We start from the raw sequence: 26,115 nt of genomic DNA, 5'->3' as shown, positions 1-26,115 counted from the left end.
CGGCCGTTTAAATTGGGTGTTGTAATTTATCTCATTTAGTCGCACACTGAGAATTAGCTGGTCAATAGATGGCCGAAACTGCTGTGATTCAAGCTTGATAACTGCACAGTAAATAAGATGTGGAAGTCGCTTTTAAGCAATAAGGAAGCAAGCAATGATTTACCAAAGCCCTACCATTCAGGTTGAGTTACTTGAAGATAATATTGCCAAACTGTGTTTTAACGCACAAGGTTCGGTAAATAAATTCGACAGAGAAACAATAGCCTCTCTTGATGCCGCCCTAGACAGCATCAAACAAAATACCAATATTAAAGCCTTGCTGCTGACATCAGCAAAAAGCACCTTTATTGTTGGCGCAGACATTACCGAATTCTTAACGCTATTTCAGCAAGACGATGCCACGTTGCTAGCTTGGGTTGAACAAGCCAACGCAGTATTCAATAAGCTAGAAGACTTGCCGTTTCCGACAGCATCAGCAATTAACGGTTTTGCGTTAGGCGGTGGTTTCGAAACCATTTTAGCGACTGACTTACGCGTTGCTGATACCAATGCTCGCATCGGTTTACCAGAAACCAAATTAGGTCTTATTCCTGGTTTTGGTGGCACTGTGCGTTTACCTCGAGTAATCGGTGCAGATAATGCACTTGAGTGGATTACCACAGCTAAAGACCAACGCCCAGAAGATGCGTTAAAAGTAGGCGCTATTGATGCCGTTGTCGCACCAGAAAACCTAGAAGCTGCTGCGATTCAAATGTTGCATGATGCCCTTAATGGTAGCCTTGATTGGCAAGCTCGTCGCACCAAAAAGCAATCACCATTACAGTTACCAAAACTTGAAGCCATGATGTCTTTTGCAACCGCAAAAGGGATGGTGTTCTCAGTTGCAGGCAAGCATTATCCAGCGCCAATGGCCGCTGTGAATGTTGTCGAACAAGCAGCTGGTTTGGATCGTGATGGCGCATTAAAAGTAGAAGCACAGGCGTTCATTAAATTAGCTAAAACAGATGTAGCCCAAGCGCTAATTGGTATTTTCTTAAATGACCAGTTCGTTAAAGGTAAAGCAAAGAAAGCCGGTAAACTCGCTAAAGATGTTAACCAAGCAGCAGTATTGGGTGCAGGTATTATGGGCGGCGGCATTGCTTACCAAAGCGCCAGCAAAGGCACACCAATTGTAATGAAAGACATCGCTCAGCCAGCATTAGAGTTAGGCTTGAACGAAGCGGCTAAAATTCTGACAACACAAGTTGCGCGCGGTCGCTCTACGCCAGAAAAAATGGCTAAAATATTAAACAACATCACCCCTTCTCTAGATTATGCCGCTATCAAAAATAGCGACATCGTTGTAGAAGCGGTTGTTGAACATCCAAAAGTTAAGGCCACTGTACTAGCTGAAGTAGAAGGTTACGTATCAGAAGATGCCATTATTGCATCAAATACCTCGACTATCTCAATCAACTTACTGGCTAAAAGCCTTAAGAAACCTGAACGTTTCTGCGGTATGCACTTCTTTAACCCTGTGCACAAAATGCCATTAGTTGAAATTATCCGTGGTGAGCACAGCTCTGAAGAAACCATCGCAACGGTAGTGGCTTACGCCAGCAAAATGGGTAAAACCCCAATCGTAGTGAATGATTGCCCAGGCTTCTTTGTTAACCGTGTATTGTTTCCATACTTTGCTGGCTTTAGTGGTCTACTTGCTGAAGGTGCTGACTTTGCCGCTGTCGATAAAGTCATGGAAAAGCAGTTCGGTTGGCCAATGGGCCCAGCCTACTTACTTGACGTAGTCGGTTTAGATACCGGTCATCACGCTCAAGCAGTAATGGCTGAAGGCTTCCCAGAGCGCATGGGTAAAAATGGCAAAGACGCTATCGACATTATGTTTGAAAACAAACGTCTAGGTCAGAAGAACACTAAAGGATTCTATGCCTATTCAGTTGACCGTCGTGGTAAGCCGAAAAAAGACATTGATCCAACTAGCTATGAATTATTAAGCGCTGAGTTTGGTGAATTAAAGGCATTCGAGTCTGATGACATCATCGCTCGCTGTATGATCCCTATGATCATCGAAACGGTTCGTTGTTTAGAAGAAGGCATTATTGCATCACCTGCTGAAGGCGACATGGGTCTAGTTTACGGTATTGGTTTCCCTCCATTCCGTGGCGGTGTATTCCGTTACTTAGACACCATGGGCGTAGCAAACTTTGTTGCCCTAGCAGACAAATACGCACATCTTGGTGGCTTATATCAAGTTACTGATGCAATGCGTGCACTTGCAGCCAACAACGGTAGTTACTACCAAGCCTAATTAGTGGGAAAGGAATTAAATCATGAAACAAGCTGTTATCGTAGACTGCATTCGTACCCCAATGGGCCGTTCTAAGGCTGGGGTATTTAGAAATGTACGTGCAGAAACATTGTCTGCAGAATTAATGAAAGCACTGATGTTGCGCAATCCACAATTAGACCCTAACGACATTGAAGATGTGATTTGGGGTTGTGTGCAGCAAACACTAGAGCAAGGTTTTAACATTGCCCGTAATGCATCATTGTTAGCTGGCATTCCTAAATCGGCTGGCGCAGTAACGGTAAACCGTTTATGTGGTTCGTCAATGGACGCCCTTCATCAAGCGGCTCGTGCCATTATGACTGGCCAAGGCGACACCTTTATTATTGGTGGTGTTGAGCACATGGGTCACGTACCAATGAACCACGGGGTTGATTTTCACCCTGGCTTGGCAAACCGCGTAGCTAAAGCATCTGGCATGATGGGCTTAACTGCTGAAATGTTAGGTAAAATGCACGGTATTACTCGCGAACAACAAGATGCGTTTGCGGTACGTTCTCATCAACGTGCACATGCAGCAACTATCGAAGGTCGTTTTGCCAAAGAGATTTGGGGCATTGAAGGCCACGATGTAAATGGCGCACTGATCAAAGTGATGACTGACGAAGTTATCCGTCCAGAAACAACACTAGAGTCACTTGCCGGTTTACGTCCAGCATTCGACCCAGTTAACGGTACTGTGACTGCCGGTACATCATCTGCATTATCAGACGGTGCTTCTGCAATGTTGGTGATGGAAGAATCTAAAGCTCGCGCTTTAGGTTTAACCATCCGCGCACGTATTCGTTCAATGGCCGTTGCCGGTTGTGATCCTGCAATTATGGGTTATGGTCCAGTACCAGCAACCAAAAAAGCATTAGCACGCGCTGGCTTATCTGTTGCCGATTTAGATCTTATCGAATTAAACGAAGCGTTCGCGGCACAATCATTACCTTGTGTTAAAGATCTTGGCTTACAAGATGTTGTCGATGAAAAGATTAACCTTAACGGTGGTGCAATTGCATTGGGTCACCCACTAGGTTGTTCTGGCGCACGTATCTCGACAACATTGATCAACTTGATGGAAGAAAAAGATGCAACGCTTGGTCTTGCCACTATGTGTATCGGTTTAGGTCAAGGTATCGCAACTGTATTCGAACGCGTTTAATCGTTCTCATACCAAGCTGATACTTTTCAGTTGTATCAAGTGAGTTGTAAAAACGAGCCAAATTGGCTCGTTTTTTTTATTTTAAAATTTTCCTACTTTGGCTAATGTTCCACGTGAAACATGTTTTATGAAAATTAAAAAATAATAAAAAAACTCAATATAACTTTAAAACCAAGCAAACTTGGCAAGCTTAAATGACAAGAGTAACATTAGCGCTAATTAGATAGGTAAACATAGACAGCATTTCATGAACAATATTTATACCCAAGCACAACACCAACTCGATGCTCTTGGTCTTCGATGCCCAGAACCTGTAATGATGATTCGAAAAACAGTACGCAAAATGGCAGAAGGTGAAACCTTATTAGTCATTGCAGATGATCCTGCCACCACTCGTGATATTCCAAGTTTTTGTGAATTTATGGATCACACGTTAATTGCCAGTGATATCAGCAAGACTCCTTACCACTATTTACTCAAAAAAGGACTGTAATGAATGACCATCACATTGGAAGCCATCGCGTATAAAACAGCAAAACGCGGCATAATGAAGTCAGCCTTTTGTGCCAATGTGACCTTAGAGCGAGGCGTCGAAAACGATATTTTTGGCAGACCAGGAAAACGTCAAGTAACCGTCATGTCTAAACAGCAGTGGCACACAGCCTGCCAAAAAATTAATGCCGATTTAGACTGGTTAACTCGAAGAGCTAATTTATTGATCAGCGGCTATGAATTTAGCGCAGCAGATGTCGGTAAAACGATCACCATAGGTACTGAGCTTAAACTACAAATCACAGGTGAAACCGATCCATGTAAGAAAATGCAACAAGCATATTCAGGTCTAGAGCAGGCATTAACGCCCGACTGGCGTGGCGGAGTCACCTGCCGCGTGATTCAAACTGGATTAATACAACTAGATGACTCAGTAAAAATAGATTAGTAAAACCGATAAATCATTTTCGTTTAAGCCTTTCATAATAAAATCTAACGCTATAGCACTCATTGTCTATTAATCGATAACAGACATATGTGTTAACGTCTGTCATTAATTGATACAGATTTGTTGTACACCTTATCGGTAATTTATGCGATAAAGGAACTATTCAAACCGACAAACGCAGTAAAGCCAAATACTCATTAGGTCATCTAATCATGCAAAATGACATTTCCTAAACGGGTATTGGGCTTGATTAAATCCACTGAAAATAAAAACGACAACGGATAATCTACTCTATGTTGACTCAAAAACTCACTCCACTTTACACCGCAATGGCACTTACTCTAGGTATATCTAGCTTTGCCTATGCCGAAGATGACAAAGTAAAATGGCACGTAAATGCTCCAGAAAATGCGCCATTAAGTAAAATTGATATCAATGTAACCGAAGGCACATGGATGAACGTCAATGTATCGCCAGATGGTGAACACATTGTATTTGATTTATTAGGTGATATTTATCAAATACCGATAGCAGGAGGCGAAGCCAAACCACTGGCACAAGGTATCGCTTGGCAAATGCAGCCAGTATATAGCCCTGACGGTAAGTATATCGCTTTCACCTCTGATGAAGATGGTGGCGACAATATCTGGATAATGAATGCCGATGGTACCAATCCACACGCTATCACTACTGAAACATTTCGTTTACTCAACAGCCCTGCCTGGAGTCCTGATTCACAATACCTAGTAGCACGTAAACATTTTACCGGCACCCGCAGCCTCGGAGCGGGTGAAGTGTGGATGTTTCACGTTGCTGGTGGCGAAGGCGTTAAACTAACAGAGCGCCCTAACGAACAAAAAGATTTGGGTGAACCGGCCTACTCGCCAGATGGACGCTATATCTACTTTAGCCAAGATGCGACCCCAGGCAAGACCTTTCATTACTCAAAAGATTCGGTCAAAGGTATTTATAAAATTAAGCGCTATGACACCCAAACGGGAGATATTGAAGTATTAATTGAAGGAACTGGTGGTGCTATCCGCCCAACACCAAGCCCTGATGGCAAAACGCTTGCTTACATCAAACGCGATGGATTCCAATCGACACTATATTCACTGGATTTAAAGTCTGGTGAAGAAACTAAGCTGTATGACAAACTCGATCGTGATATGCAAGAAACATGGGCAATTCATGGCGTGTATCCAACAATGTCTTGGACCAAAGACAATAAGCACATCGTATTTTGGGCTAAAGGTAAAATTAATAAACTTGATGTCGACAGTAAAAAAATATCTGACATTCCATTCAGTGTTAAATCTCAAAGAGATATTCAGCCATCGGTCCGCTTTACTCAAAACTTAGATCAAGATGAATTTGATGTAAAAATGCTGCGTATGGCACAAGTGTCACCGGACGGCGAAAAAGTGGTATTTGAAGCCTTAGGTAAAATTTGGATTCGTGATATTAAAGATGGTAAACATAAACGATTAACCCGTTTAGATGATGACATCAATGAGCTGTTTCCACAGTGGTCACGTGACGGTAAAGACATCGTATTCACCACTTGGAACGACCAACAGCAAGGCACCGTCAGTGTGGTTAGCGCCAGAGGTGGTAAAGCCAAGGTGTTGACCAACGAGCCAGGCAAATATGTCGAGCCAACCTTCTCGCCTGATGGCGAATATGTTGTTTATCGAAAGGCTCGCGGCGGTTACATGACACCACGAACTTGGTCACAAGAACCGGGTTTATATAAAGTCGATATCAAAGGAAAGCAAAGCACTAAACTAACCGCCAGTGGCCATCAGCCACAATTCGGTGACGACTCAGACCGAGTTTACTTTATGGATTCAGGTGAGACACCAGAGTTTGCATCAATCGGCATGAACGGTTTTGAAAAGCGTACCCATTACACTAGCGACCATGCTACCGAGTTTCGTTTATCACCAAACGGTGAGCACTTGGCTTTTGCTGAGCGTTTTAGAGTGTACGTTACTCCTTTTGCTAAACACGGTGAAACCATTGCGATTGGGCCTAAAGCAACCAACTTACCCATTACTCAACTGAGTGCTCGTGCAGGTGAAAGCATTAGCTGGAACGGTAAAAATAACCAACTGTATTGGACATTGGGCCCTGATTTATATCAAGCCGATGTAGACACTCAATATGTAAAAGCAGAAACCAAGGTCGATCCTAAAATAACCTCTATTGGCTTTAAAGATAAAGCCGATGTTCCACGTGGAACAGTAGTCTTTACTGGCGGTAAAGTGATCACCATGGAAAATGATCAGGTGATAGATAATGGTGTTGTTATCGTTAAAGACAATAAAATTGTCACTGTCGGTGATGCCAACACGTTGATCCCAAAAAATGCCCAGATTATCGATATTAGTGGTAAAACCATTATGCCGGGCTTATTTGATGCTCACGCCCACGGAGGACAAGCGGATGATGAAATTATTCCACAACAAAACTGGGCCTTATATTCTGGGCTGTCACTTGGGGTAACGGCTATTCACGACCCATCGAATGACACTACCGAAATTTTTGCTGCTTCTGAACAACAAAAAGCAGGCAATATTGTTGGCCCTCGTATTTTCTCAACGGGGACTATTTTATACGGAGCCAACTTACCAGGCTATACCTCGCATGTAGATTCACTTGATGACGCAAAGTTCCACTTAGAGCGCCTTAAAAAAGTCGGTGCATTTAGTGTTAAGAGTTACAACCAACCACGCCGGGATCAACGCCAGCAAATTATTGCTGCTGCACGAGAGCTCGAAATGATGGTAGTACCTGAAGGTGGCAGTTTGCTGCAACACAATTTATCGATGATAGCGGATGGCCACACCACGGTAGAACATTCGTTACCAGCAGCATCTATATACAATGACATCAAACAATTCTGGAGCCAAACTGAAGTACACTACACACCGACCTTAGTTGTCGCTTATGGTGGTATTTCTGGCGAGCATTACTGGTATGACAAAACAGACGTTTGGGCTCACCCTCGTCTAAGCATGTATGTTCCGCATGATATTCTTGATGCCCGTTCAATGCGCCGCACTACCGCGCCAGATGAACATTACAACCACTTTAATGTTGCCCGCGTAGCCAATGAGTTAAACAACATCGGCGTTAAACCTAATATTGGTGCTCATGGTCAACGAGAAGGATTAGCTGCACATTGGGAAATGTGGATGTTTGCTCAAGGCGGCATGAGTAATATGGAAGTATTAAAAACCGCGACAATCAATCCGGCGACAACCTTTGGTATGGACCATCAACTAGGTTCTATTAAAGTGGGTAAATTGGCTGACTTAATAGTGATTGATGGCGATCCATTAGCCGATATCAGAACGACGGATAAAGTCACTTACACTATGGTTAATGGTAAGCTGTTTAATTCAGAAACCATGAATCAACTCAATGGTGATAAACATAAACGTAAGCCTTTTTTCTTTGAAAAAATCTAACGATTAAATTAATCCAATAAAAAGGGTGTTCCACGTGGAACACCCTTTTTTTATATAAATATCAAAATCAATACTGGCTGTAACAATGACAGTCAGTCGTGTGGTCATTCACCATGCCTACCGCTTGCATAAAAGCATAACAAATTGTTGGGCCAACAAAGTTAAAACCAAGCTTTTTTAACGCTTTAGACATAGCTTCAGATTCTGGTGTTTGCGCAGGAACTTGGCTTGATGAACTGAAGTTGTTTGCTCTCGGTTCACCGCCGACAAAACTCCATAAAAACTTAGAGAAATCATCACCCTGCTCCACAAATGCTAAATAAGCTTTAGCATTTCTGATGATCGAGTTTATTTTAAGACGATTACGTACAATACCTGGTTCAAGCATTAACGCTTCCACTTTAGCTTGATCGTACTGAGCAATAATACTCGGCTCAAAATTAGCAAACAGTTGTTGGTAGTTTTGTTGCTTTTTAAGAATCGTAATCCAAGATAATCCAGCTTGTTGACCATCAAGACAAAGCTTAGTAAAAAGCTGTTTGGCATCAAACTCAGGACGTCCCCATACTGTATCGTGGTAATGCTGATATAAAGGGTCTTCACTTACCCAGCCACATCGGTTAACTTGCATGGTATGGTTCCATTAACGTTTTTAGTAGTACGTTAAAAAATAACCTACATCTGCCTTGCTCTACAAGGTATAATCATTAACATTTTCTATTAATAGCCTGACAGTAGTAGACATGACGACGAAACACGACGTAAAGACATTTCAGGGTTTCATCCTAACCCTTCAGGAATATTGGGCGCAGCAAGGTTGCGCAATTGTTCAACCTCTAGATATGGAAGTTGGCGCTGGTACTTTCCACCCGCAGACGTTCTTACGTTCATTAGGCCCGGAGCCAATGAGCAGTGCATACGTGCAACCGTCTCGCCGTCCTACTGATGGACGTTATGGTGAAAACCCAAACCGCCTGCAACATTACTACCAATTTCAAGTAGTGCTAAAGCCATCTCCAGATAATATTCAAGAGCTATATTTGGGCTCACTTGAAGCACTTGGCATCGACACCAAAGTACATGACATTCGCTTTGTTGAAGATAACTGGGAGTCACCAACATTAGGTGCTTGGGGTTTAGGCTGGGAAATTTGGCTTAATGGTATGGAAGTCACTCAGTTCACCTACTTCCAACAAGTTGGCGGAATTGAATGTAGCCCTGTTACAGGTGAAATCACTTACGGGCTTGAGCGTTTAGCCATGTACATTCAAGAAGTTGATAGCGTATACGATCTTGTTTGGACTGACGGACCACTTGGTCGTGTCACTTATGGTGACATTTTCCATCAGAACGAAGTAGAACAGTCTACCTATAACTTCGAACATGCCGATGTCGATTTTATGTTCACCCTATTCGATCAATGTGAAAAGATGTGCATGCACTTATTATCACTAGAAAAGCCATTACCACTACCTGCTTACGAGCAAGTAATGAAAGCATCACACGCTTTTAACTTACTTGATGCTCGCCATGCTATATCAGTCACTGAACGTCAGCGTTATATCCTTCGCGTTCGTACTATGGCAAAAGGTGTTGCAGAATCTTATTATCAAGCACGTGAAGCTCTTGGCTTCCCAATGTGTAAGTAGAGGTAACGAATGAATTTTGAAAACTTACTCATTGAAGTTGGTACCGAAGAATTACCACCAAAAGCGCTGCGCACGTTAGCTGAATCATTTTTAACGAGCTTTACAGATGAATTAACTAAAGCTGATTTACCTTTTGAGTCTGCAGTTTGGTATGCCGCCCCTCGCCGTTTAGCGATTAATGTGTTGGGTCTTGTATTAGCACAAGCTGATAAAGTCGTTGAAAAACGCGGCCCCGCAATTAGCTCGGCATTTGATGCCGACGGTAACCCAACTAAAGCAGCACAAGGCTGGGCTCGTGGTAACGGTATTACGGTTGAGCAAGCAGAGCGATTAGTCACCGATAAAGGTGAATGGTTAGTCCATCAAGCTAAAGTGGTTGGCGTTGAAACTAAAAGCTTAATAGCTGACATGGCACAACGCGCACTAGATAAATTACCGATCCCTAAACCAATGCGTTGGGGTAACAACAAAACTCAGTTTATTCGCCCGGTTCACACGGTGACTATGCTATTAGGTAGCGAATTAGTTGCAGGTGAATTGCTTGGTATTAAATCTGACCGCATTATTCGTGGCCACCGCTTTATGGGTAAAGCCAGCTTTGAGTTAGATCATGCCGACAATTATTTAGCCGCGCTAAAAGAGCAAGGTAAAGTCCTAGCAGATTATGAATTACGTAAATCGCTAATCAAAGCTGATGCTGAAGCAGCTGCAGCAAAATTAGGTGGTATTGCCGATATTCAAGATGGACTACTTGAAGAAGTGGCTTCACTGGTTGAATGGCCAATAGTGTTAACAGCTAGCTTTGAAGAAAAGTTTTTAAATGTGCCTTCAGAAGCCTTAGTTTACACCATGAAAGGTGATCAAAAATACTTCCCAGTATTTGATAAAGCCGGCAAATTATTGCCTAACTTTATCTTTGTTACTAATATCGAATCTAAAGATCCGCAGCAGATTATTTCAGGCAACGAAAAAGTGGTTCGCCCACGTCTTGCTGATGCGGAGTTTTTCTTTAACACCGATAAAAAGCAAACATTAGCATCTCGTATTGCCAGCTTAGAAACCGTGGTGTTTCAAAAACAATTAGGCACATTGAAAGCGCGTGTTGAACGTATTTCGGAACTTGCAGGTTTCATTGCTACGCAAATGAACAACAACGGTGTTGAAACCAACAATGTAGATGCTAGTCGCGCCGGTTTATTGTCTAAAGCAGACCTTATGACCAACATGGTCATGGAATTTACTGATACTCAAGGCACTATGGGCATGCACTACGCCCGCTTAGATGGCGAAACAGAAGCTGTTGCTATCGCACTTGAAGAGCAGTACAAACCTAAATTCTCGGGTGATACAGTACCAACAGCCAGCGTTTCATGTGCGGTTGCTTTAGCTGAAAAGTTAGATACGCTTGTGGGTATTTTTGGCATTGGCCAAGCACCAAAAGGTGCCGCCGACCCATTTGCACTTCGCCGTGCAGCCATTGGTATTTTGCGCGTTATCGTAGAAAACAAACTGCCACTGGACTTAGTTGAGTTAATTGCTAAAGCACAAGCTTTACATGCGACTAATATCACTAACACTAATACTAGTGAAGATGTACTTGAGTTTCTTCTCGCACGTTTCCGCGCTTGGTACCAAGATAAAGGCATTCAAGTTGACGTTATTTTAGCTGTACTAGCTCGTCGTCCAACCAAACCTGCTGATTTTGACAGTCGTGTTAAAGCTGTATCGCATTTCCGTAGCTTAGAAGCTTCTACAGCGCTAGCAGCTGCAAATAAGCGTGTTTCTAATATACTGGCTAAAGTTGAAGGCGAATTACCCGCAACCATCAATTCAGCTCTATTAACAGAACCAGCAGAAAAAGCGCTAGCTGATAAGCTTGTACAATTACAACCACAGTTAGCCCCGCTGTTTGCTGATGGCGATTACCAACAAGCATTAACGCTATTGGCTGACTTACGCGAAAACGTCGATCAGTTCTTTGAAGATGTGATGGTAATGGCAGATGATGAAGCATTGAAAAATAACCGTTTAGCGTTATTAACCAATCTTCGTGAGCAGTTCTTGCACGTTGCAGACATTTCGTTGCTGCAATAATGTAAATTAGCTGTAGTTGAGATAAAAGCGCCGCAAGGCGCTTTTTTTATGGATTACTTCTTATGACTTACTTTTTATGGCTTAAGAGTATCAGCCACAACGTGGGGCTATAAAAGGTTAAGGCAGACACCTTACCCGCATTGATATCAATTTAAAACTGGATAAGCTTTTGATGCAAAACGATAAAATCTTCTTCACTACACTCAACCTGAGCTAACAACACGGCTAGTGCTGGTTGAGGCAATTTGTCGACTTGCTGCAACATTGAACACTCACTAATAATATTGGCTTTCCAAATAAGCAGTGTCATGCCATCAGTAGGTTTAATATTGGTATTGGCCAATAACGTTAACGGTGTTTCAAAGTGCAGTGGTAATTGCCAACAGCGCGCTAACAGTGCACTTAAGGTCAACGATTTTGTGGTCATCACCTGCTTAAATAGTATTGAATTAGGCTGCTCTCCAGGTTCTGCTTGATAAAAAGCATCCACCAGCATTTTAAAAATCGCAATTTTACCTACATCATGCAGTAAGCCCACTAAAAAAGCGCTGTCTCGTTGCTCGGGGCTCGCTAACTCGCTGGCCAAAAAAGCAACTTGCATAGAATGACGCCAGATTACAGCCCCAAAGCGTCTAAAATAAATAGGCTTTATATCAATTAACTCACGGGCTAAGCTCGCGGTAATAAATTGCCTTAATTGTTGTCGCCCCACTTGTACTAGCGCTTGTTGAATACTGCTAACATCATTCTCAGCTCGTTTAAAAGCAGGCGAATTACATAACTTAAGTACTTCAACACACAACAGAGGGTCTTGTTCAATAAGTTGTATTAGTTCTTGGGTTTCAATACTGTCGTCGGCTAGTTTTTTATCTAGCTCGAGTATTTTGCTGGGCAGCTTTAATACATTTTCCGCAATCGACTGAGGTGAGCTTAATGCCAGTTCAATATTGTGCATCACGCTTCGCTCTAAATTATTCGCTATTCCTGTTGTTGTAGTTTGTTGGTTTGCAAATAATAAACTGTAAAATAAAGCCGACAGATCTAACTGCGATTCAACAGCTTGATGTTGCGTAACCTCTATTGCAGGTACTGGTGCTTTGGATTTGGTTTGCTGACGTTTCTCTGCAGTGCTAATGCCAGTGAATTTGGCCTGCTCATTGCGGTCTCGAACATTAAACAATTTTTTAAAGAAACCAATAACCACTGTAAATAGCCTTATTAAATGTTAAGTAAATACTATTATAACCATAGCACTAAAAACAAAAATGGGTGCCAAAGGCACCCATTTATACACTAAAATTTTGTTATACGTCTAAGTTGGCCACATTAAGCGCGTTAGTTTCGATAAACTCACGACGCGGCTCAACTTGGTCACCCATCAAACATGTAAATAGCTGATCAGCAGCAACCGCATCTTCAATAGTAACGCGTAACATACGACGTGATTCTGGATCCATTGTAGTTTCCCACAATTGTTCAGGGTTCATTTCACCCAATCCTTTATAACGTTGAATATATAGGCCGCGTTTAGCTTCACTGATGGTCCAATCTAACGCTTCTAAGAAGCTTTCAACTTCTTTAACACGTTCGCCACGTTGTACATAACCACCTTCTTCAATCATACCCTCTAATGCAGCACCTAGCTTAGCGATACGCTGATAATCAGATGATGTGAAGAAGTCATAACCAAATAGATAGTTAGTATCAATACCGTGCTTGCGGATTGTCACGCTAGGAGTGTAAACCTTGCGCTCAGGGTCAAGCATTACATTAGCTGTAAAAATAATACCGCTACTTTCACGTTCAACTAGATCTGCAATGAAGCCATTACACCATGCCGTCATTTGCGCTTCGTCACTTAACACTGCAGTAGTCACTTCTGGGTGATACAACATACGGTCAAGTAGGTTAGTTGGGTAGCGTTTTTCTAAGCGCTTAATAATGCGCTCAACTTCACGATACTGCGCCACTAAACGCTCTAATGGCTCACCAGACATACCAAAAGCACCTGGGCTTGGATAAATATTGGTGCCATCGAGTGCTTGAGTGGTTAAATACTCAGTTAATGCTGGCTCATCTTTCAAATACTGTTCTTGCTTACCTTTTTTCACTTTGAAAAGTGGTGGTTGAGCAATATAAATATAGCCACGTTGGATCAATTCTGGCATTTGACGGAAGAAGAAGGTCAACAGCAAAGTACGAATGTGTGAGCCGTCGACGTCAGCATCGGTCATGATGATGATGTTGTGATAACGAGTCTTATCTGGGTTGTATTCATCGCGGCCAATACCACAACCTAATGCAGTAATCAGCGTTGCCACTTCTTGTGAAGATAACATCTTGTCAAAACGCGCTTTTTCTACGTTTAAGATCTTACCTTTTAGTGGAAGAATTGCTTGGTTTTTACGATTACGTCCCTGCTTGGCTGATCCGCCAGCAGAGTCCCCTTCCACTATGTATATTTCAGAAAGACCAGGATCTTTCTCTTGGCAGTCAGCTAACTTACCTGGCAAACCACCTAAATCTAGTGCGCCTTTACGACGAGTCATTTCACGGGCTTTACGCGCCGCTTCACGAGCACGTGCTGCATCAACAATTTTACCCACAATTAATTTGGCATCTGCTGGGTTTTCTAATAGATAATCGTTTAACTGCTCACCCATTGTTTGTTCAACAGCGCTTTTCACTTCACTAGACACAAGTTTGTCTTTAGTTTGCGAGCTAAACTTTGGATCAGGTACTTTTACTGAAATAACGGCAGTTAAGCCTTCGCGCGCGTCGTCACCTGTCGCGTTAGTTTTGCCTTTTTTGTTAAAACCTTCACGTTCCATGTAGTTGTTCAAGTTACGTGTTAAAGCGCCACGGAAACCGGCTAAGTGAGTACCACCATCACGCTGAGGAATATTATTAGTAAAACAGAAAATATTCTCTTGATAACCATCGTTCCACTGCATCGCAACTTCAACGGTGATACCATCTTCGCGCTCATGAGAAAAATGGAAAACATCTTTGTTAATCGGCGTTTTATTACGGTTTAAGTAATCAACAAAAGCACTAATACCGCCTTCATACTTAAAGAACTCATCTTTACCGTCGCGCTCGTCAACTAAACGAATGCCGACACCAGAGTTCAAGAACGATAGTTCACGTACGCGTTTGGCTAAAATTTCAAAATGAAATTCAACATTGGTAAACGTGTCACCACTTGGCCAAAAGCGGAGTTCGGTACCGGTTTTAACCGCATCACCAATTTCTTTGATAGGCGCATCGGGTACACCATGAGTATAGAACTGCTCATAGACTTTACCTGCTCTACGAATGGTTAACTGTAGTTTTTTCGATAACGCATTAACGACCGAAACACCCACACCGTGCAGACCACCAGAGACTTTATAAGAGTTATCATCAAACTTACCGCCAGCATGAAGTACGGTCATAATAACTTCAGCGGCAGAGATACCCTCTTCTTCATGTATCGAAACAGGAATACCACGACCATCGTCTTTTACTGAGACTGAACCATCTGAATGAATGCTAATGGTGATATCACTACAATGGCCTGCTAAAGCTTCATCGATAGAGTTATCGACCACTTCGAATACCATGTGATGAAGACCTGTGCCATCATCAGTATCACCAATGTACATACCAGGTCTCTTACGGACTGCATCAAGGCCTTTTAATACCTTGATACTCGAAGAATCGTAACTATTCTCTGACATATTTATCTCTCGTTGTTATTCAATAACCGTTACCAACCCTTGTTCCACATGAAACATCCTGTTTGGAGGGCTAGATAACGAATCGACTATTGCTTGCGGTTCGATCGCAGTGACAAAAATTTGTGCACCGGTTTCGGTTAACTGCTGTAGCAATAGCTGCCTATGCTGTGCATCCAACTCCGACGGTAAATCGTCGACTAGATAAATACTGTTTTTATCTAGTTGTTGTTTGAGCAACTTTCCCTGTGCAATACGCAGTGCACAGACTAATAATTTTAATTGTCCACGGGACAACGCATCCTGCGCCGGTAAATTACCCACGCGCAAACGTAAATCTGCTTTGTGGGGGCCGCTGCCCGTATTTCCAGCGGCTAAATCTCTTGAGTATTGGTTTTCAAGTAATTGGGCAAAATCCGTTTTACTGTCCCATCCTCGAGTAAAAGAAACCTTAATATCAATCTGAGGTAAAAACACTCCGATTATACCCTTTAGTAGCACATTTAACGAGTCTACATATTGATTTCGTATATCGGTAACCTGTTCAGCATACCGCACCAACTCCTTATCCCAAAACTGTATTTGGTTATAGGGAGAGTGATTTCTAAGTAATTGGTTTCGTTGCTTTAATACCTTTCTAGTATTCACCCAAGCTTGATAAAAATGTGGGTCAGAATGAAATGCACCCCAATCAATAAATTGACGGCGGGCTTTAGGTCCCTCGAACAACAAAGAAAAACTTTCGGGAGTAATAACTTGAATGGGTAACGTTTCGGCCAGGGTTGATAAACGCTTTACTTTCTCGCCATCAATTTTTACTTCGATCTCACCGCTTCGATGACGACGTAAGCCAATTTTACAATCTCTGTCAGCATCAATTAAATGCGCAAACAAAGTCAGTTTATCGTCATCATGGTTGATCACACGTTGGGATAAATGGCTTCTAAACGAACGGCCCATACCCAAAAAATAAATAGCTTCGAGAATACTGGTTTTGCCACTGCCATTTTGACCGTAAATCAAATTTAAGCCATCACCCGGTTGTAATGATGCTGAGGTAATATTACGAAATGAACCTATGGTAATACGCGATAAACTCATGAAGACCTATTGTGATAACCCAATAAAACGGTAGAAACAAAGAAGGTGCTTTGCAGCACCTTTCATATAGCAATAACACAATAACGCATTACAGACGCATTGGCATCACGACATACATAGAATCTTCTTCTTTGTGGTTCTCAATCAAGGCACTTGAATTGCCATCAATTAAAGTAATTCGTACTTCATCACTGGCTAAGTTATTTAACACATCAAGTAGATAACTGACGTTAAAACCAATTTCTAGCTTGTCAGAGTCATATTCAACATCGATGATCTCTTCAGCTTCTTCTTGTTCAGGATTATTGGCAGTAATTTTCAATAAGCCAGATTCAAGCTGAATACGTACTCCACGGAATTTCTCATTCGAAAGAATAGACGCACGAGTTAACGCTTGTTTTAATTGGTTACGACTGGCGATAACCACCTTATTGCCACCCTTAGGTAACACTCGGCGGTAATCAGGGAAACGGCCATCGACAAGCTTACTGGTAAATACCGCGGAACTGGTAATCGCTCTAATGGCATTATCACCAATGGCAATGGTAATGTCCTGGTCGTCACTGTCGAGCAAGCGCGCCATTTCAACCACCCCTTTACGAGGCACAATCACTTGTTTTTCGGGTAATGAAACATCAAGCGTACGATGACTTAAGGCTAAACGGTGTCCGTCGGTGGCAATAGCACGTAATACATTACCTTCAGTTTCAAATAACAAACCATTGAGGTAGTAACGTACATCTTGGTTAGCCATTGAAAACTGAGTTGAATCAATAATCGACTTCAACACGCCTTGCTTTAAGCTAAATTCGATATCCGCTTGGAATTCTTCAACGTTGGGATAATCTTCGGCGGGTAATGTTGCCAATGAAAAACGGCTGCGACCTGAACGCAATAACCATTTATTATCTTGTTGCTCGACCTTTAATTCGCTCTGCTCTGGTAATGACTTAACAATATCCAGTAACTTTTTAGCCGGAACCGTCGTACGACCGATATCAATGTCACCATGAATAGCCGCTTGGCCCACCAACTCAACCTCTAAATCAGTGCCTGTTAGCTTAAGTGATGACTCACTAACTTCAACTAATAAGTTGGCTAAAATAGGTAAGTTGTGTCTGCGTTCTACCGCGCCGCACACTAGCTGCAACGGCTTTAATAGGGCATCCCTATCAATTGAAAATTTCATCGTGTCAACATTCCCTGAATTAAGAAGACAAAGTTCTAATCAAGTTAGCATAATCTTCTTTAATATCATGACTTTCTTCGCGCAATTGGGCGATTTTACGACAAGCATGTAATACTGTCGTATGGTCACGACCACCAAAAGCATCACCAATTTCCGGTAAACTTTGGTTAGTAAGTTCTTTAGATAGCGCCATCGCCACTTGTCTAGGCCTTGCCACACTGCGAGAACGGCGTTTAGACAGCATATCTGCCATTTTTATTTTGTAGTATTCAGCAACAGTCTTCTGAATATTATCTATAGTGACTAATTTTTCTTGTAGTGCCAAGAGATCTCTTAATGCTTCACGCACAAAGTCGATAGTGATTGGGCGGCCAGTAAAGTTAGCATTAGCAATCACGCGGTTTAGTGCTCCTTCTAATTCACGTACGTTTGAACGTAAACGCTTGGCAATAAAGAATGCCACTTCATCAGGTAGGTTTATTCCGCTCTCTTGTGCTTTACGCATTAAAATCGCTACGCGGGTTTCTAATTCAGGTGGCTCAATAGCAACCGTTAAGCCCCAACCAAAGCGAGATTTTAAGCGATCCTCTACCCCGTCGATCTCTTTCGGATAACGGTCTGAGGTTAAAATAATTTGATGATTACCTTCTAACAATGCATTAAAGGTATGGAAAAACTCTTCTTGTGAACGATCTTTATTGGCAAAAAATTGAATGTCATCAATAAATAGCGCATCAACACTACGGTAATAACGCTTAAATTCTTCGATCGCGTTATTTTGCAGCGCTTTAACCATGTCCTGAACAAAACGCTCAGAATGCATATACACCACTTTGGCATTGGGATTATTTTTAATAATGCCATTACCTACAGCGTGTAAAAGGTGAGTTTTACCTAAACCAGTGCCGCCATATAAAAATAACGGATTATAAGCACCACCAGGATTTTCAGAAACTTGCAATGCAGCAGCTTTACCTAACTGGTTTGATTTACCTTCAACGAAGTTATCAAATTGGTAAGTAGGATTAATATTGCTGCGATGATTAGGGTTAATAATCGGTTCAGCCTGGGTATTAAAGGACGTGGTTCCTACCTGGGCTTTAGTTTGGCGATTAACAGGCTTAGCCGCTACAGGAGCTGGCGCAACCGGACGAGCTGAAGGACGGCTACCAATATCAAAACGTAACTTAGGTGCATTACTGCCCATTTGTTCAGTAAAAAATTGATTAATGATATTGATGTATTTATCGCGTACCCAATCCAGCACAAAACGATTTGGCGCATACAAAACCAAAGTATCACCATCCATTTCAGCCTGTAACGGACGGATCCACATACTGAACTGCTGTGCTGATAACTCGTCTTGCAGTCTGCCGATACATTGTTGCCAAAGTGAAACCGCCACTTATTTATCCCCAAATATCTTTAATCAAAGGAGGTGTATTCTATAGGGAGATCACAATGATCGCTATCCTTTAAAGAAGAATTATCCCCAGCGGGATCATTCTGTGTATATATCTGAGATCAGCGAAGATCAAAATCGATCCATTAATTGCAAGATTCAAGCAAATCCAGCTTTATTAACCGATCCACCTTGATCTATAATAGCATTTCTTTGATCTACTGAAACAACGAAAGATCCACAAGATATAGTGTCTGTACACAGACTTATCCACATCTTCTGGTGCTTAATCGATAGTAGCTTCAAATAAAGATTGGCAGAAATTTGTCATATAAGTACTTTCGTTATTGACGAGGCTACTTAAAGTGATTACAATTCGGCCTCTTTTTTGCCCTTACCTCTAATGTTGGAGATAAGGTAAATTCACTAACAAAGACGGATTGCCATCATGAGTAAACGTACTTTTCAACCTAGCAACCTGAAGCGCAAGCGTTCTCACGGCTTCCGCGCTCGTATGGCTACTGTAGGCGGCCGTAAGGTCCTTGCACGTCGCCGTGCGAAAGGTCGCGCTCGTTTATCTGCGTAAGTAGATAACTAGGTGACTAGCTATACCTTTTCGCGGGAGTTACGTTTGTTAACTCCCGCGCAATTTAAATCTGTATTCTCCAATCCAATCAAAGCATCCTCTGCTGAAATAACTCTGCTCGCAATTCCAAATTCAGAGCAACATCCTCGTTTAGGATTAACTGTGGCCAAACGTTTTGTTAAACGTGCAAACCAACGTAATCGTATTAAACGTGTGATAAGAGATAGTTTTCGTTTACATCAACACGACATCCCAGATATAGATATCGTTGTATTAGTCAGAAATGGCGTGATGGAAATGGAAAATGCAGAACTACACAAATTAATAGAAAAGCTATGGCGCAAACTCAGTCGCCGTTACAATGGCTAGCAACTACGGTTATCCGTGGTTACCAAATTCTTATCAGCCCTTTATTGGGACCGCGGTGTCGGTTCAATCCAACTTGTTCTTATTATGCTATCGAAGCAATAAAAACACATGGAACAGTGAAAGGTAGTTGGTTTGCAATGAAACGCATATTAAAATGTCACCCTTTACATCCCGGCGGTAGTGATCCCGTCCCCCCTAAAAATGACAGGTGTAATAAATAGGCTATGGAATCTCAACGCAATATATTGCTAATCGGTCTGCTGTTTGTCAGCTTTTTAATGTGGCAACAATGGCAAACAGATAAAGCACCAAAACCGGCAACAGCTCAAACTGTTAGCCAAACTAACGCCGCCTCACAACACAGTGCTGACGTTCCAGAAGCAGATATCTCTGGGGAACCAATAGAATTACCTGCAAATAAAAACCTTATTAGCGTTAAAACTGATCAGCTTGATATTAAAATCAGCCCGATTGGTGGTGACATAGTTTATGCCGCATTAGTGGAACATAAACGCGAAATTGACAGTAGTGACCCATTTGTCATTTTAGAACAAAAGAACAATTTCACTTATATCGCCCAAAGCGGACTTATTGGACGTGATGGTATTGATAGTAGTGCCAATGGTCGAGCTGCTTATAGTGTTCAAACCAATTCATATTCTTTAGCTGAGGGTAAAGACACATTAACCGTGCCATTTACTTATACAGCAGACAACGGTGTCACCTACGTAAAAACCTTTACGTTCACCCGTGGTCAATATGATGTCGGCGTAGATTACAGCATCAACAATACTTCGGCTGCACCGTTACAAGTGCAAATGTATGGTCAAATTAAGCAAACGATTAAAGAATCTGAAAGCAGCATGATGATGCCAACCTATCGTGGTGGTGCTTTCTCGGCTCAAGATACTCGTTATGAGAAATATAACTTTGACGATATGGCTGACAAAAATCTTGCTAAAGTAACACAGGGTGGTTGGGCAGCAATGCTACAACATTACTTTGTGTCAGCTTGGGTGCCGCCAGCAACAGATTCAAACACCATTTTCTCAAGTATGAGTGCTGGTGGAATGGCTAATATTGGTTTCCGTGGTGCGGTATATGATATTGCTCCTGGCGCAACTCAAGAAATTAGCTCACAGTTTTATGTTGGCCCTAAAAACCAAAAAGAGCTTTCAGCTATTTCTGAAACCTTAAACTTGGTTGTTGATTACGGTTTCTTATGGTGGTTAGCGATTCCAATCCATTGGTTATTGATGTTCTATCAATCATTTGTGGGCAATTGGGGTGTGGCTATTATTTTGATCACTCTCACCGTCCGTGGTGGTCTATATCCGCTGACTAAAAAGCAATATACCTCTATGGCCAAAATGCGTAATCTACAGCCTAAATTGGCAGAGATGAAAGAACGCTTTGGTGATGACCGTCAAAAGATGGGTCAAGCTATGATGGAGCTGTATAAGAAAGAGAAAGTAAACCCTATGGGCGGTTGCTTACCTATTCTATTACAAATGCCAATCTTCATTGCACTATATTGGGTACTACTAGAAAGCTATGAATTACGCCACGCGCCATTCATGCTTTGGATTAATGATTTATCGGTCCAAGATCCATACTATGTATTGCCATTGTTAATGGGCTTATCAATGTTCTTAATGCAGAAAATGCAACCGGTAGCGCCAACAATGGATCCAATGCAAGTAAAAATGATGCAGTGGATGCCAGTTATCTTTACCGTATTCTTCTTATGGTTCCCAGCAGGTCTAGTACTTTACTGGCTAGTGGGTAACTTAGTTGCAATCACACAGCAGAAAATTATTTATGCTGGCCTTGAGAAAAATGGCATAAAATAAGCCTAAGCTCAATGTTGTATAACTGATTAAAAAGGCGGCTGATTAGCCGCCTTTTCCTTTATCAATTTTATAGGTAATACCGTGACAACAGACACTATTGTGGCACAAGCCACCGCCCCTGGACGAGGTGGCGTAGGCATCATTCGTATTTCTGGTGATTTAGCCACTAATGTCGCGACAGCGATTATTGGCCACATACCCAAAACGCGTTACGCAGAATATTGTGACTTTAACAATGCTGACGGTCAGGTGATTGATCAAGGGATTGCACTATTTTTTAAAGGACCAAATTCATTTACCGGCGAAGATGTCCTAGAACTGCAAGGTCATGGCGGTCAAATAGTACTCGACATGCTAATTAAGCGAGTGATGGAAATAGACGGTATTCGTATTGCTAGACCAGGTGAATTTAGCGAACAAGCCTTTATGAACGATAAACTCGACTTAACTCAAGCAGAAGCGATTGCTGACTTAATTGACGCCACCAGTGAACAAGCAGCAAAAAGTGCCTTGCAATCACTACAAGGTGAATTCTCAAAAGAAGTTCATGAGCTTGTCGACCAAGTCACCAACCTGCGTTTATATGTAGAAGCCGCGATTGATTTCCCCGATGAGGAAGTCGACTTTCTATCCGATGGTAAAATTGCCAACGCCTTATATAAAATCATCGATAAGCTAGACACAGTGCAAGCCAGCGCCAAACAAGGTTCAATCATCCGTGAAGGAATGAAAGTTGTGATTGCCGGCCGTCCTAATGCTGGTAAATCAAGCTTACTCAATGCATTAGCCGGTAAAGAATCGGCAATTGTGACTGAAATAGCAGGCACAACTCGTGACGTATTGCGGGAACATATCCACTTAGACGGTATGCCACTGCACATTATCGATACGGCTGGGTTACGAGACACTCTAGACACTGTTGAACAAATCGGCATAGAACGCGCATGGGCAGAAATAGCCAGTGCCGATAGAGTCTTGTTTATGGTCGATGGCACCACAACTGACGCCATAGATCCGCACGAAATTTGGCCTGACTTTATCGACCGTCTACCAGTAAAGCTGGGAGTGACAGTGATACGTAATAAAGCTGACCTAACCGGTGAAACCTTAAATAACACCGAAGAGCAAGGTTACAGCGTTTATAGGATATCAGCTAAAACAGGTTTAGGGGTTGATGAGTTAAAGCAACACCTCAAATCATTAATGGGTTACCAAAGTAACTTAGAAGGTGGTTTTATTGCCCGCCGCCGCCATTTAGAAGCACTCGATCTTGCTGCAAATCACTTACAACTGGGTAAAGAACAACTTGAAGTGTATTTAGCTGGAGAGTTACTGGCAGAAGAACTGCGCATGACACAAATGGCCTTATCTGAGATCACCGGTAAATTCACCTCAGATGATTTATTGGGCAAGATTTTTGGCTCATTCTGTATTGGTAAATAGTGTATCGGTAAATAGGTGTAAATTGATGAAACTCGCCAATCACGTCGTGATACTCGACTTTGAAACCACAGGATTATCACCAGATAACGGTGACCGAGCCATAGAAATTGGTGCGGTTAAGTTAGTTAATGGTCAAATAGTCGATACTTTTCAGGAATTGATTAATCCTGGTCGGCGAGTCAATAGTTTTATTGAGCAATACACCGGTATTAGTAACGATATGCTTAAACATGCCCCTGCGTCCAAACAAGTCATGGGGCAGTTTGCTAAGTTTATTGATGGTTTTAATTTGGTGGCACACAATGCCAGCTTTGATAAAAAGTTTCTCGATGCTGAGTTTAGCCATAGCAAACTGTATTACACTGGTCAGTTTGCTTGCTCGTTATTATTATCAAGGCGGATAAGCCAAGATGCCCCCAACCATAAGCTTGGCACGCTTGTAGATCATCACCAGTTACCTAACGATGGTGTGTTTCACCGCGCTTTAGCCGATGCCACCATGACCAGCCATTTATGGTTACATCAAATAGATCTATTACAACTACAGCTGCCCAAGCAAGCTATTACCATTGATATGATCAATAAAATATCCAGCCTACCAAAAGCTCAAATTGCGCGTTATTTGCGAACGATGAGCTAGTTACAACTCTTGCGATAACTTATCGACCAGCAATCTCACTTTGGGTGATAAATGGCGATTATGCGGATACAAAGCCCAAATACCTTCTTTAGGTTGTTGAAAAGGTGCCAGCAATACCACTAACTCCCCTTCAGTAATAGCATCATTGACGTAATATCCCGGTAACTGCACAATCCCCAAACCACAAATAGCCGCATTTAATAAACTTAAACCACTACTACAGGCTAAAGATCCATGCACTTTTACCGCCTTGGGTTTACCTTGCTCAACAAAATGCCAATGAGACTGACTGCCGATTAAACAATTATGCTGACTTAACTCCGATAACGCATAAGGCGTACCGTATTTAGCGATATAACTCGGGGCTGCGCACACATATTGGCTGCGACTCGTAAGCCGCTTTGCCATCATAGTAGAATTAGTTAACCGCCCTAACCTAATAGCCAAATCATAACCACCATCCACTAAGTCAAGTTGCTGATTAGTCAGCTCACAAATCACTTCAATATCAGGATATTGCTGCATAAAATCAATCACTATCGGCATGATAAACTTTTCACCGTAAGTCACTGGTGCAGTAATTCTAATCAGTCCTTGTGGCTTATCTTTTAAGCTTGAAATAGCACGTTCTGCTTCATCAAGACTGTTTAATACTTGGCGACAATGCTGATAATAAACCGTACCTTCTTCGGTTAACGATACTTTGCGGGTGGTGCGATAAAATAATTTGGTGTTTAAACGGTTTTCAAGCTGACTAATCTGTCGACTCACTTGCGCGGTAGAAATACTCAAACGCTTGCCAGCCACTGTAAAACTGTCAGTTTCGGCCACAGCCACAAATTCAAAAATGCCTTCCCACTTCATCATTATTACATTCTCGTAAAAGTCATTTGCAAAATAAGCTAATTATCATTCTATGATAAACAAATACAATGGCTAAATACACTACACTGTAGTAAAACCACTTAACCATGTTGACCATGGTCGTTAATGTTAAGGAAATCATTTATGTCAGTACAATTTATTAAATCCAAAGCCGCTATTGCTTGGGGACCTGGCCAACCACTATCGGTAGAAGAAGTCGACGTAATGTACCCAAAAGCGGGTGAAGTCATGGTACGTATTGTGGCATCTGGCGTTTGTCATACCGATGCTTTCACGCTTTCAGGTGATGATCCTGAAGGGGTATTCCCGGCGATTCTTGGTCATGAAGGCGGCGGTATTGTTCACATGGTCGGTGAAGGCGTTACTAGCGTACAAGTCGGCGATCATGTTATTCCGTTATACACAGCAGAATGTGGAGTATGTAAATTCTGTACTTCTGGTAAAACCAACCTTTGCAGCGCAGTGCGTGAAACTCAAGGTAAAGGGTTAATGCCAGACGGCACCACGCGTTTCTTTAAAGATGGTGAGCCAATTTTTCACTACATGGGTTGTTCAACATTTTCTGAGTACACTGTATTACCGGAAATATCATTAGCAAAAGTCAGTAAAGATGCGCCATTAGAAGAAGTATGTCTATTAGGCTGTGGTGTGACTACCGGTATGGGCGCTGTCTTGAAAACAGCTAAAGTTCAAAAAGGTGATACTGTCGCTATTTTTGGTTTAGGCGGTATTGGTCTATCGGCAATTATTGGTGCCACCATGGCTGGCGCCAGCCGAATTATTGGTATTGACCTTAACGAATCAAAATTCGAACTTGCCAAAAAATTAGGGGCAACAGACTGCATTAACCCTAAAAACTTTGATAAGCCGATTCAAGAAGTGATTGTAGAAATGACCGACGGTGGTGTCGATTTCTCATTTGAATGTATTGGTAACGTCAATGTAATGCGCAGTGCATTAGAATGCTGTCATAAAGGTTGGGGCGAGTCCGTCATTATTGGTGTAGCAGGTGCAGGCCAAGAAATATCAACCCGTCCATTCCAATTAGTTACTGGTCGCGTATGGCGTGGCAGTGCATTTGGTGGCGTTAAAGGACGCAGTGAATTACCTGGTATTGTTGAGCAATACCTAGCTGGCGAATTTAAACTTGACCACTTTATAACTCACACCATGGGTATTGACGGCATTAATGATGCATTTGATTTAATGCACAAAGGTGAAAGTATTCGCAGCGTGATCCACTTTGCCAAGTAACACTTAATTTATCATGACAGATGC

The 26,115-nt window shown here is 42.1% G+C and carries 21 protein-coding genes; 14 read left to right on the top strand and 7 right to left on the bottom strand.

Annotated features, from left to right (window positions below; all coding sequences use genetic code 11):
* Window positions 1-154 precede the first annotated feature (154 nt).
* The 5 genes from fadB (at window position 155) to AAEY98_RS14530 (ending at window position 7,907) form a co-directional block, all read left to right on the top strand.
* Window positions 155-2,305 carry a fatty acid oxidation complex subunit alpha FadB gene (gene fadB, locus AAEY98_RS14550; RefSeq protein ID WP_351017787.1) on the top strand — a complete coding sequence of 717 codons (2,151 nt, stop codon included), beginning with the start codon at window positions 155-157 and terminating at the stop codon, window positions 2,303-2,305.
* Window positions 2,306-2,327: 22 nt separating this feature from the next.
* On the top strand, window positions 2,328-3,491 hold the full coding sequence (gene fadA, locus AAEY98_RS14545) for an acetyl-CoA C-acyltransferase FadA (RefSeq protein WP_101087370.1): 1,164 nt from the start codon (window positions 2,328-2,330) through the stop codon (window positions 3,489-3,491).
* A gap of 247 nt (window positions 3,492-3,738) precedes the next feature.
* Window positions 3,739-3,984 (top strand): sulfurtransferase TusA, encoded by a 246-nt coding sequence (tusA, locus tag AAEY98_RS14540; RefSeq protein WP_335692831.1) that lies wholly within the window; start codon window positions 3,739-3,741, stop codon window positions 3,982-3,984.
* 3 nt (window positions 3,985-3,987) lie between these two features.
* Entirely contained in the window at window positions 3,988-4,431 is a 444-nt protein-coding gene (locus AAEY98_RS14535; protein WP_059746101.1) for an MOSC domain-containing protein, read from the top strand.
* A 293-nt stretch (window positions 4,432-4,724) separates the two neighbouring features.
* A complete protein-coding gene (locus AAEY98_RS14530; RefSeq protein ID WP_351017783.1) occupies window positions 4,725-7,907 on the top strand; it encodes an amidohydrolase family protein in 3,183 nt (1,060 codons plus the stop codon).
* A 67-nt stretch (window positions 7,908-7,974) separates the two neighbouring features.
* On the opposite strand, the gene AAEY98_RS14525 is transcribed toward AAEY98_RS14530, so the two are convergent.
* Complete coding sequence (locus tag AAEY98_RS14525) at window positions 7,975-8,538, bottom strand: DNA-3-methyladenine glycosylase I (protein ID WP_351017780.1); 564 nt, start codon at window positions 8,536-8,538, stop codon at window positions 7,975-7,977.
* 112 nt (window positions 8,539-8,650) lie between these two features.
* Here AAEY98_RS14525 and glyQ point away from each other — a divergent pair, with 112 nt between their 5' ends.
* Together glyQ and glyS are read left to right on the top strand one after the other, a co-directional pair.
* Window positions 8,651-9,556 (top strand): glycine--tRNA ligase subunit alpha, encoded by a 906-nt coding sequence (glyQ, locus tag AAEY98_RS14520; protein WP_011635499.1) that lies wholly within the window; start codon window positions 8,651-8,653, stop codon window positions 9,554-9,556.
* Window positions 9,557-9,565: 9 nt separating this feature from the next.
* Window positions 9,566-11,650: a glycine--tRNA ligase subunit beta gene (gene glyS / locus AAEY98_RS14515; RefSeq protein ID WP_351017777.1), complete on the top strand. Its 2,085-nt coding sequence runs from the start codon at window positions 9,566-9,568 to the stop codon at window positions 11,648-11,650.
* 151 nt (window positions 11,651-11,801) lie between these two features.
* Here the strand turns inward: glyS and AAEY98_RS14510 are convergent, their stop codons facing one another.
* From AAEY98_RS14510 to dnaA, 5 genes are all read right to left on the bottom strand, one after another.
* Window positions 11,802-12,854: an HDOD domain-containing protein gene (locus AAEY98_RS14510; RefSeq protein ID WP_162021955.1), complete on the bottom strand. Its 1,053-nt coding sequence runs from the start codon at window positions 12,852-12,854 to the stop codon at window positions 11,802-11,804.
* 100 nt (window positions 12,855-12,954) lie between these two features.
* Window positions 12,955-15,372, bottom strand: a complete 2,418-nt coding sequence (gene gyrB / locus AAEY98_RS14505) for a DNA topoisomerase (ATP-hydrolyzing) subunit B (RefSeq protein WP_101087365.1) — start codon at window positions 15,370-15,372, stop codon at window positions 12,955-12,957.
* Window positions 15,373-15,387: 15 nt separating this feature from the next.
* The gene (gene recF / locus AAEY98_RS14500; RefSeq protein WP_162021954.1) at window positions 15,388-16,470 is read right to left on the bottom strand and encodes a DNA replication/repair protein RecF; all 1,083 of its coding nucleotides are present in this window, start codon (window positions 16,468-16,470) and stop codon (window positions 15,388-15,390) included.
* An 88-nt stretch (window positions 16,471-16,558) separates the two neighbouring features.
* Entirely contained in the window at window positions 16,559-17,659 is a 1,101-nt protein-coding gene (gene dnaN, locus AAEY98_RS14495) for a DNA polymerase III subunit beta (RefSeq protein WP_101087363.1), read from the bottom strand.
* Between the two features lie 19 nt (window positions 17,660-17,678).
* Complete coding sequence (gene dnaA / locus AAEY98_RS14490) at window positions 17,679-19,064, bottom strand: chromosomal replication initiator protein DnaA (protein ID WP_011635493.1); 1,386 nt, start codon at window positions 19,062-19,064, stop codon at window positions 17,679-17,681.
* Window positions 19,065-19,509: 445 nt separating this feature from the next.
* Here dnaA and rpmH point away from each other — a divergent pair, with 445 nt between their 5' ends.
* The 6 genes from rpmH (at window position 19,510) to AAEY98_RS14460 (ending at window position 23,952) form a co-directional block, all read left to right on the top strand.
* A complete protein-coding gene (rpmH, locus tag AAEY98_RS14485) occupies window positions 19,510-19,647 on the top strand; it encodes a 50S ribosomal protein L34 (protein ID WP_006083827.1) in 138 nt (45 codons plus the stop codon).
* Window positions 19,648-19,659: 12 nt separating this feature from the next.
* Complete coding sequence (gene rnpA / locus AAEY98_RS14480) at window positions 19,660-20,016, top strand: ribonuclease P protein component (protein WP_011639470.1); 357 nt, start codon at window positions 19,660-19,662, stop codon at window positions 20,014-20,016.
* Entirely contained in the window at window positions 19,983-20,237 is a 255-nt protein-coding gene (gene yidD, locus AAEY98_RS14475; RefSeq protein ID WP_011639469.1) for a membrane protein insertion efficiency factor YidD, read from the top strand. The genes rnpA and yidD overlap by 34 nt, the downstream gene beginning before the upstream one ends.
* Window positions 20,238-20,240: 3 nt before the next feature.
* Window positions 20,241-21,869 (top strand): membrane protein insertase YidC, encoded by a 1,629-nt coding sequence (gene yidC / locus AAEY98_RS14470; RefSeq protein WP_162024243.1) that lies wholly within the window; start codon window positions 20,241-20,243, stop codon window positions 21,867-21,869.
* 81 nt (window positions 21,870-21,950) lie between these two features.
* A complete protein-coding gene (gene mnmE, locus AAEY98_RS14465) occupies window positions 21,951-23,312 on the top strand; it encodes a tRNA uridine-5-carboxymethylaminomethyl(34) synthesis GTPase MnmE (RefSeq protein ID WP_351010602.1) in 1,362 nt (453 codons plus the stop codon).
* Window positions 23,313-23,337: 25 nt separating this feature from the next.
* Window positions 23,338-23,952, top strand: a complete 615-nt coding sequence (locus AAEY98_RS14460; protein WP_101087360.1) for a 3'-5' exonuclease — start codon at window positions 23,338-23,340, stop codon at window positions 23,950-23,952.
* On the opposite strand, the gene AAEY98_RS14455 is transcribed toward AAEY98_RS14460, so the two are convergent.
* Window positions 23,953-24,819 carry a LysR substrate-binding domain-containing protein gene (locus AAEY98_RS14455; protein WP_192116444.1) on the bottom strand — a complete coding sequence of 289 codons (867 nt, stop codon included), beginning with the start codon at window positions 24,817-24,819 and terminating at the stop codon, window positions 23,953-23,955. It lies immediately after the preceding gene.
* 141 nt (window positions 24,820-24,960) lie between these two features.
* Between AAEY98_RS14455 and AAEY98_RS14450 the strand changes: the two genes are divergently transcribed.
* The gene (locus AAEY98_RS14450; RefSeq protein WP_351017773.1) at window positions 24,961-26,091 is read left to right on the top strand and encodes an S-(hydroxymethyl)glutathione dehydrogenase/class III alcohol dehydrogenase; all 1,131 of its coding nucleotides are present in this window, start codon (window positions 24,961-24,963) and stop codon (window positions 26,089-26,091) included.
* Window positions 26,092-26,115: the final 24 nt, after the last annotated feature.

It is taken from the genome of Shewanella sp. AC91-MNA-CIBAN-0169 (assembly GCF_040310165.1).
Lineage (GTDB): Bacteria > Pseudomonadota > Gammaproteobacteria > Enterobacterales > Shewanellaceae > Shewanella.
The sequence above is the reverse complement of the archived record's forward strand: the minus strand, read 5'-3'. Positions and strand labels throughout refer to the sequence as shown.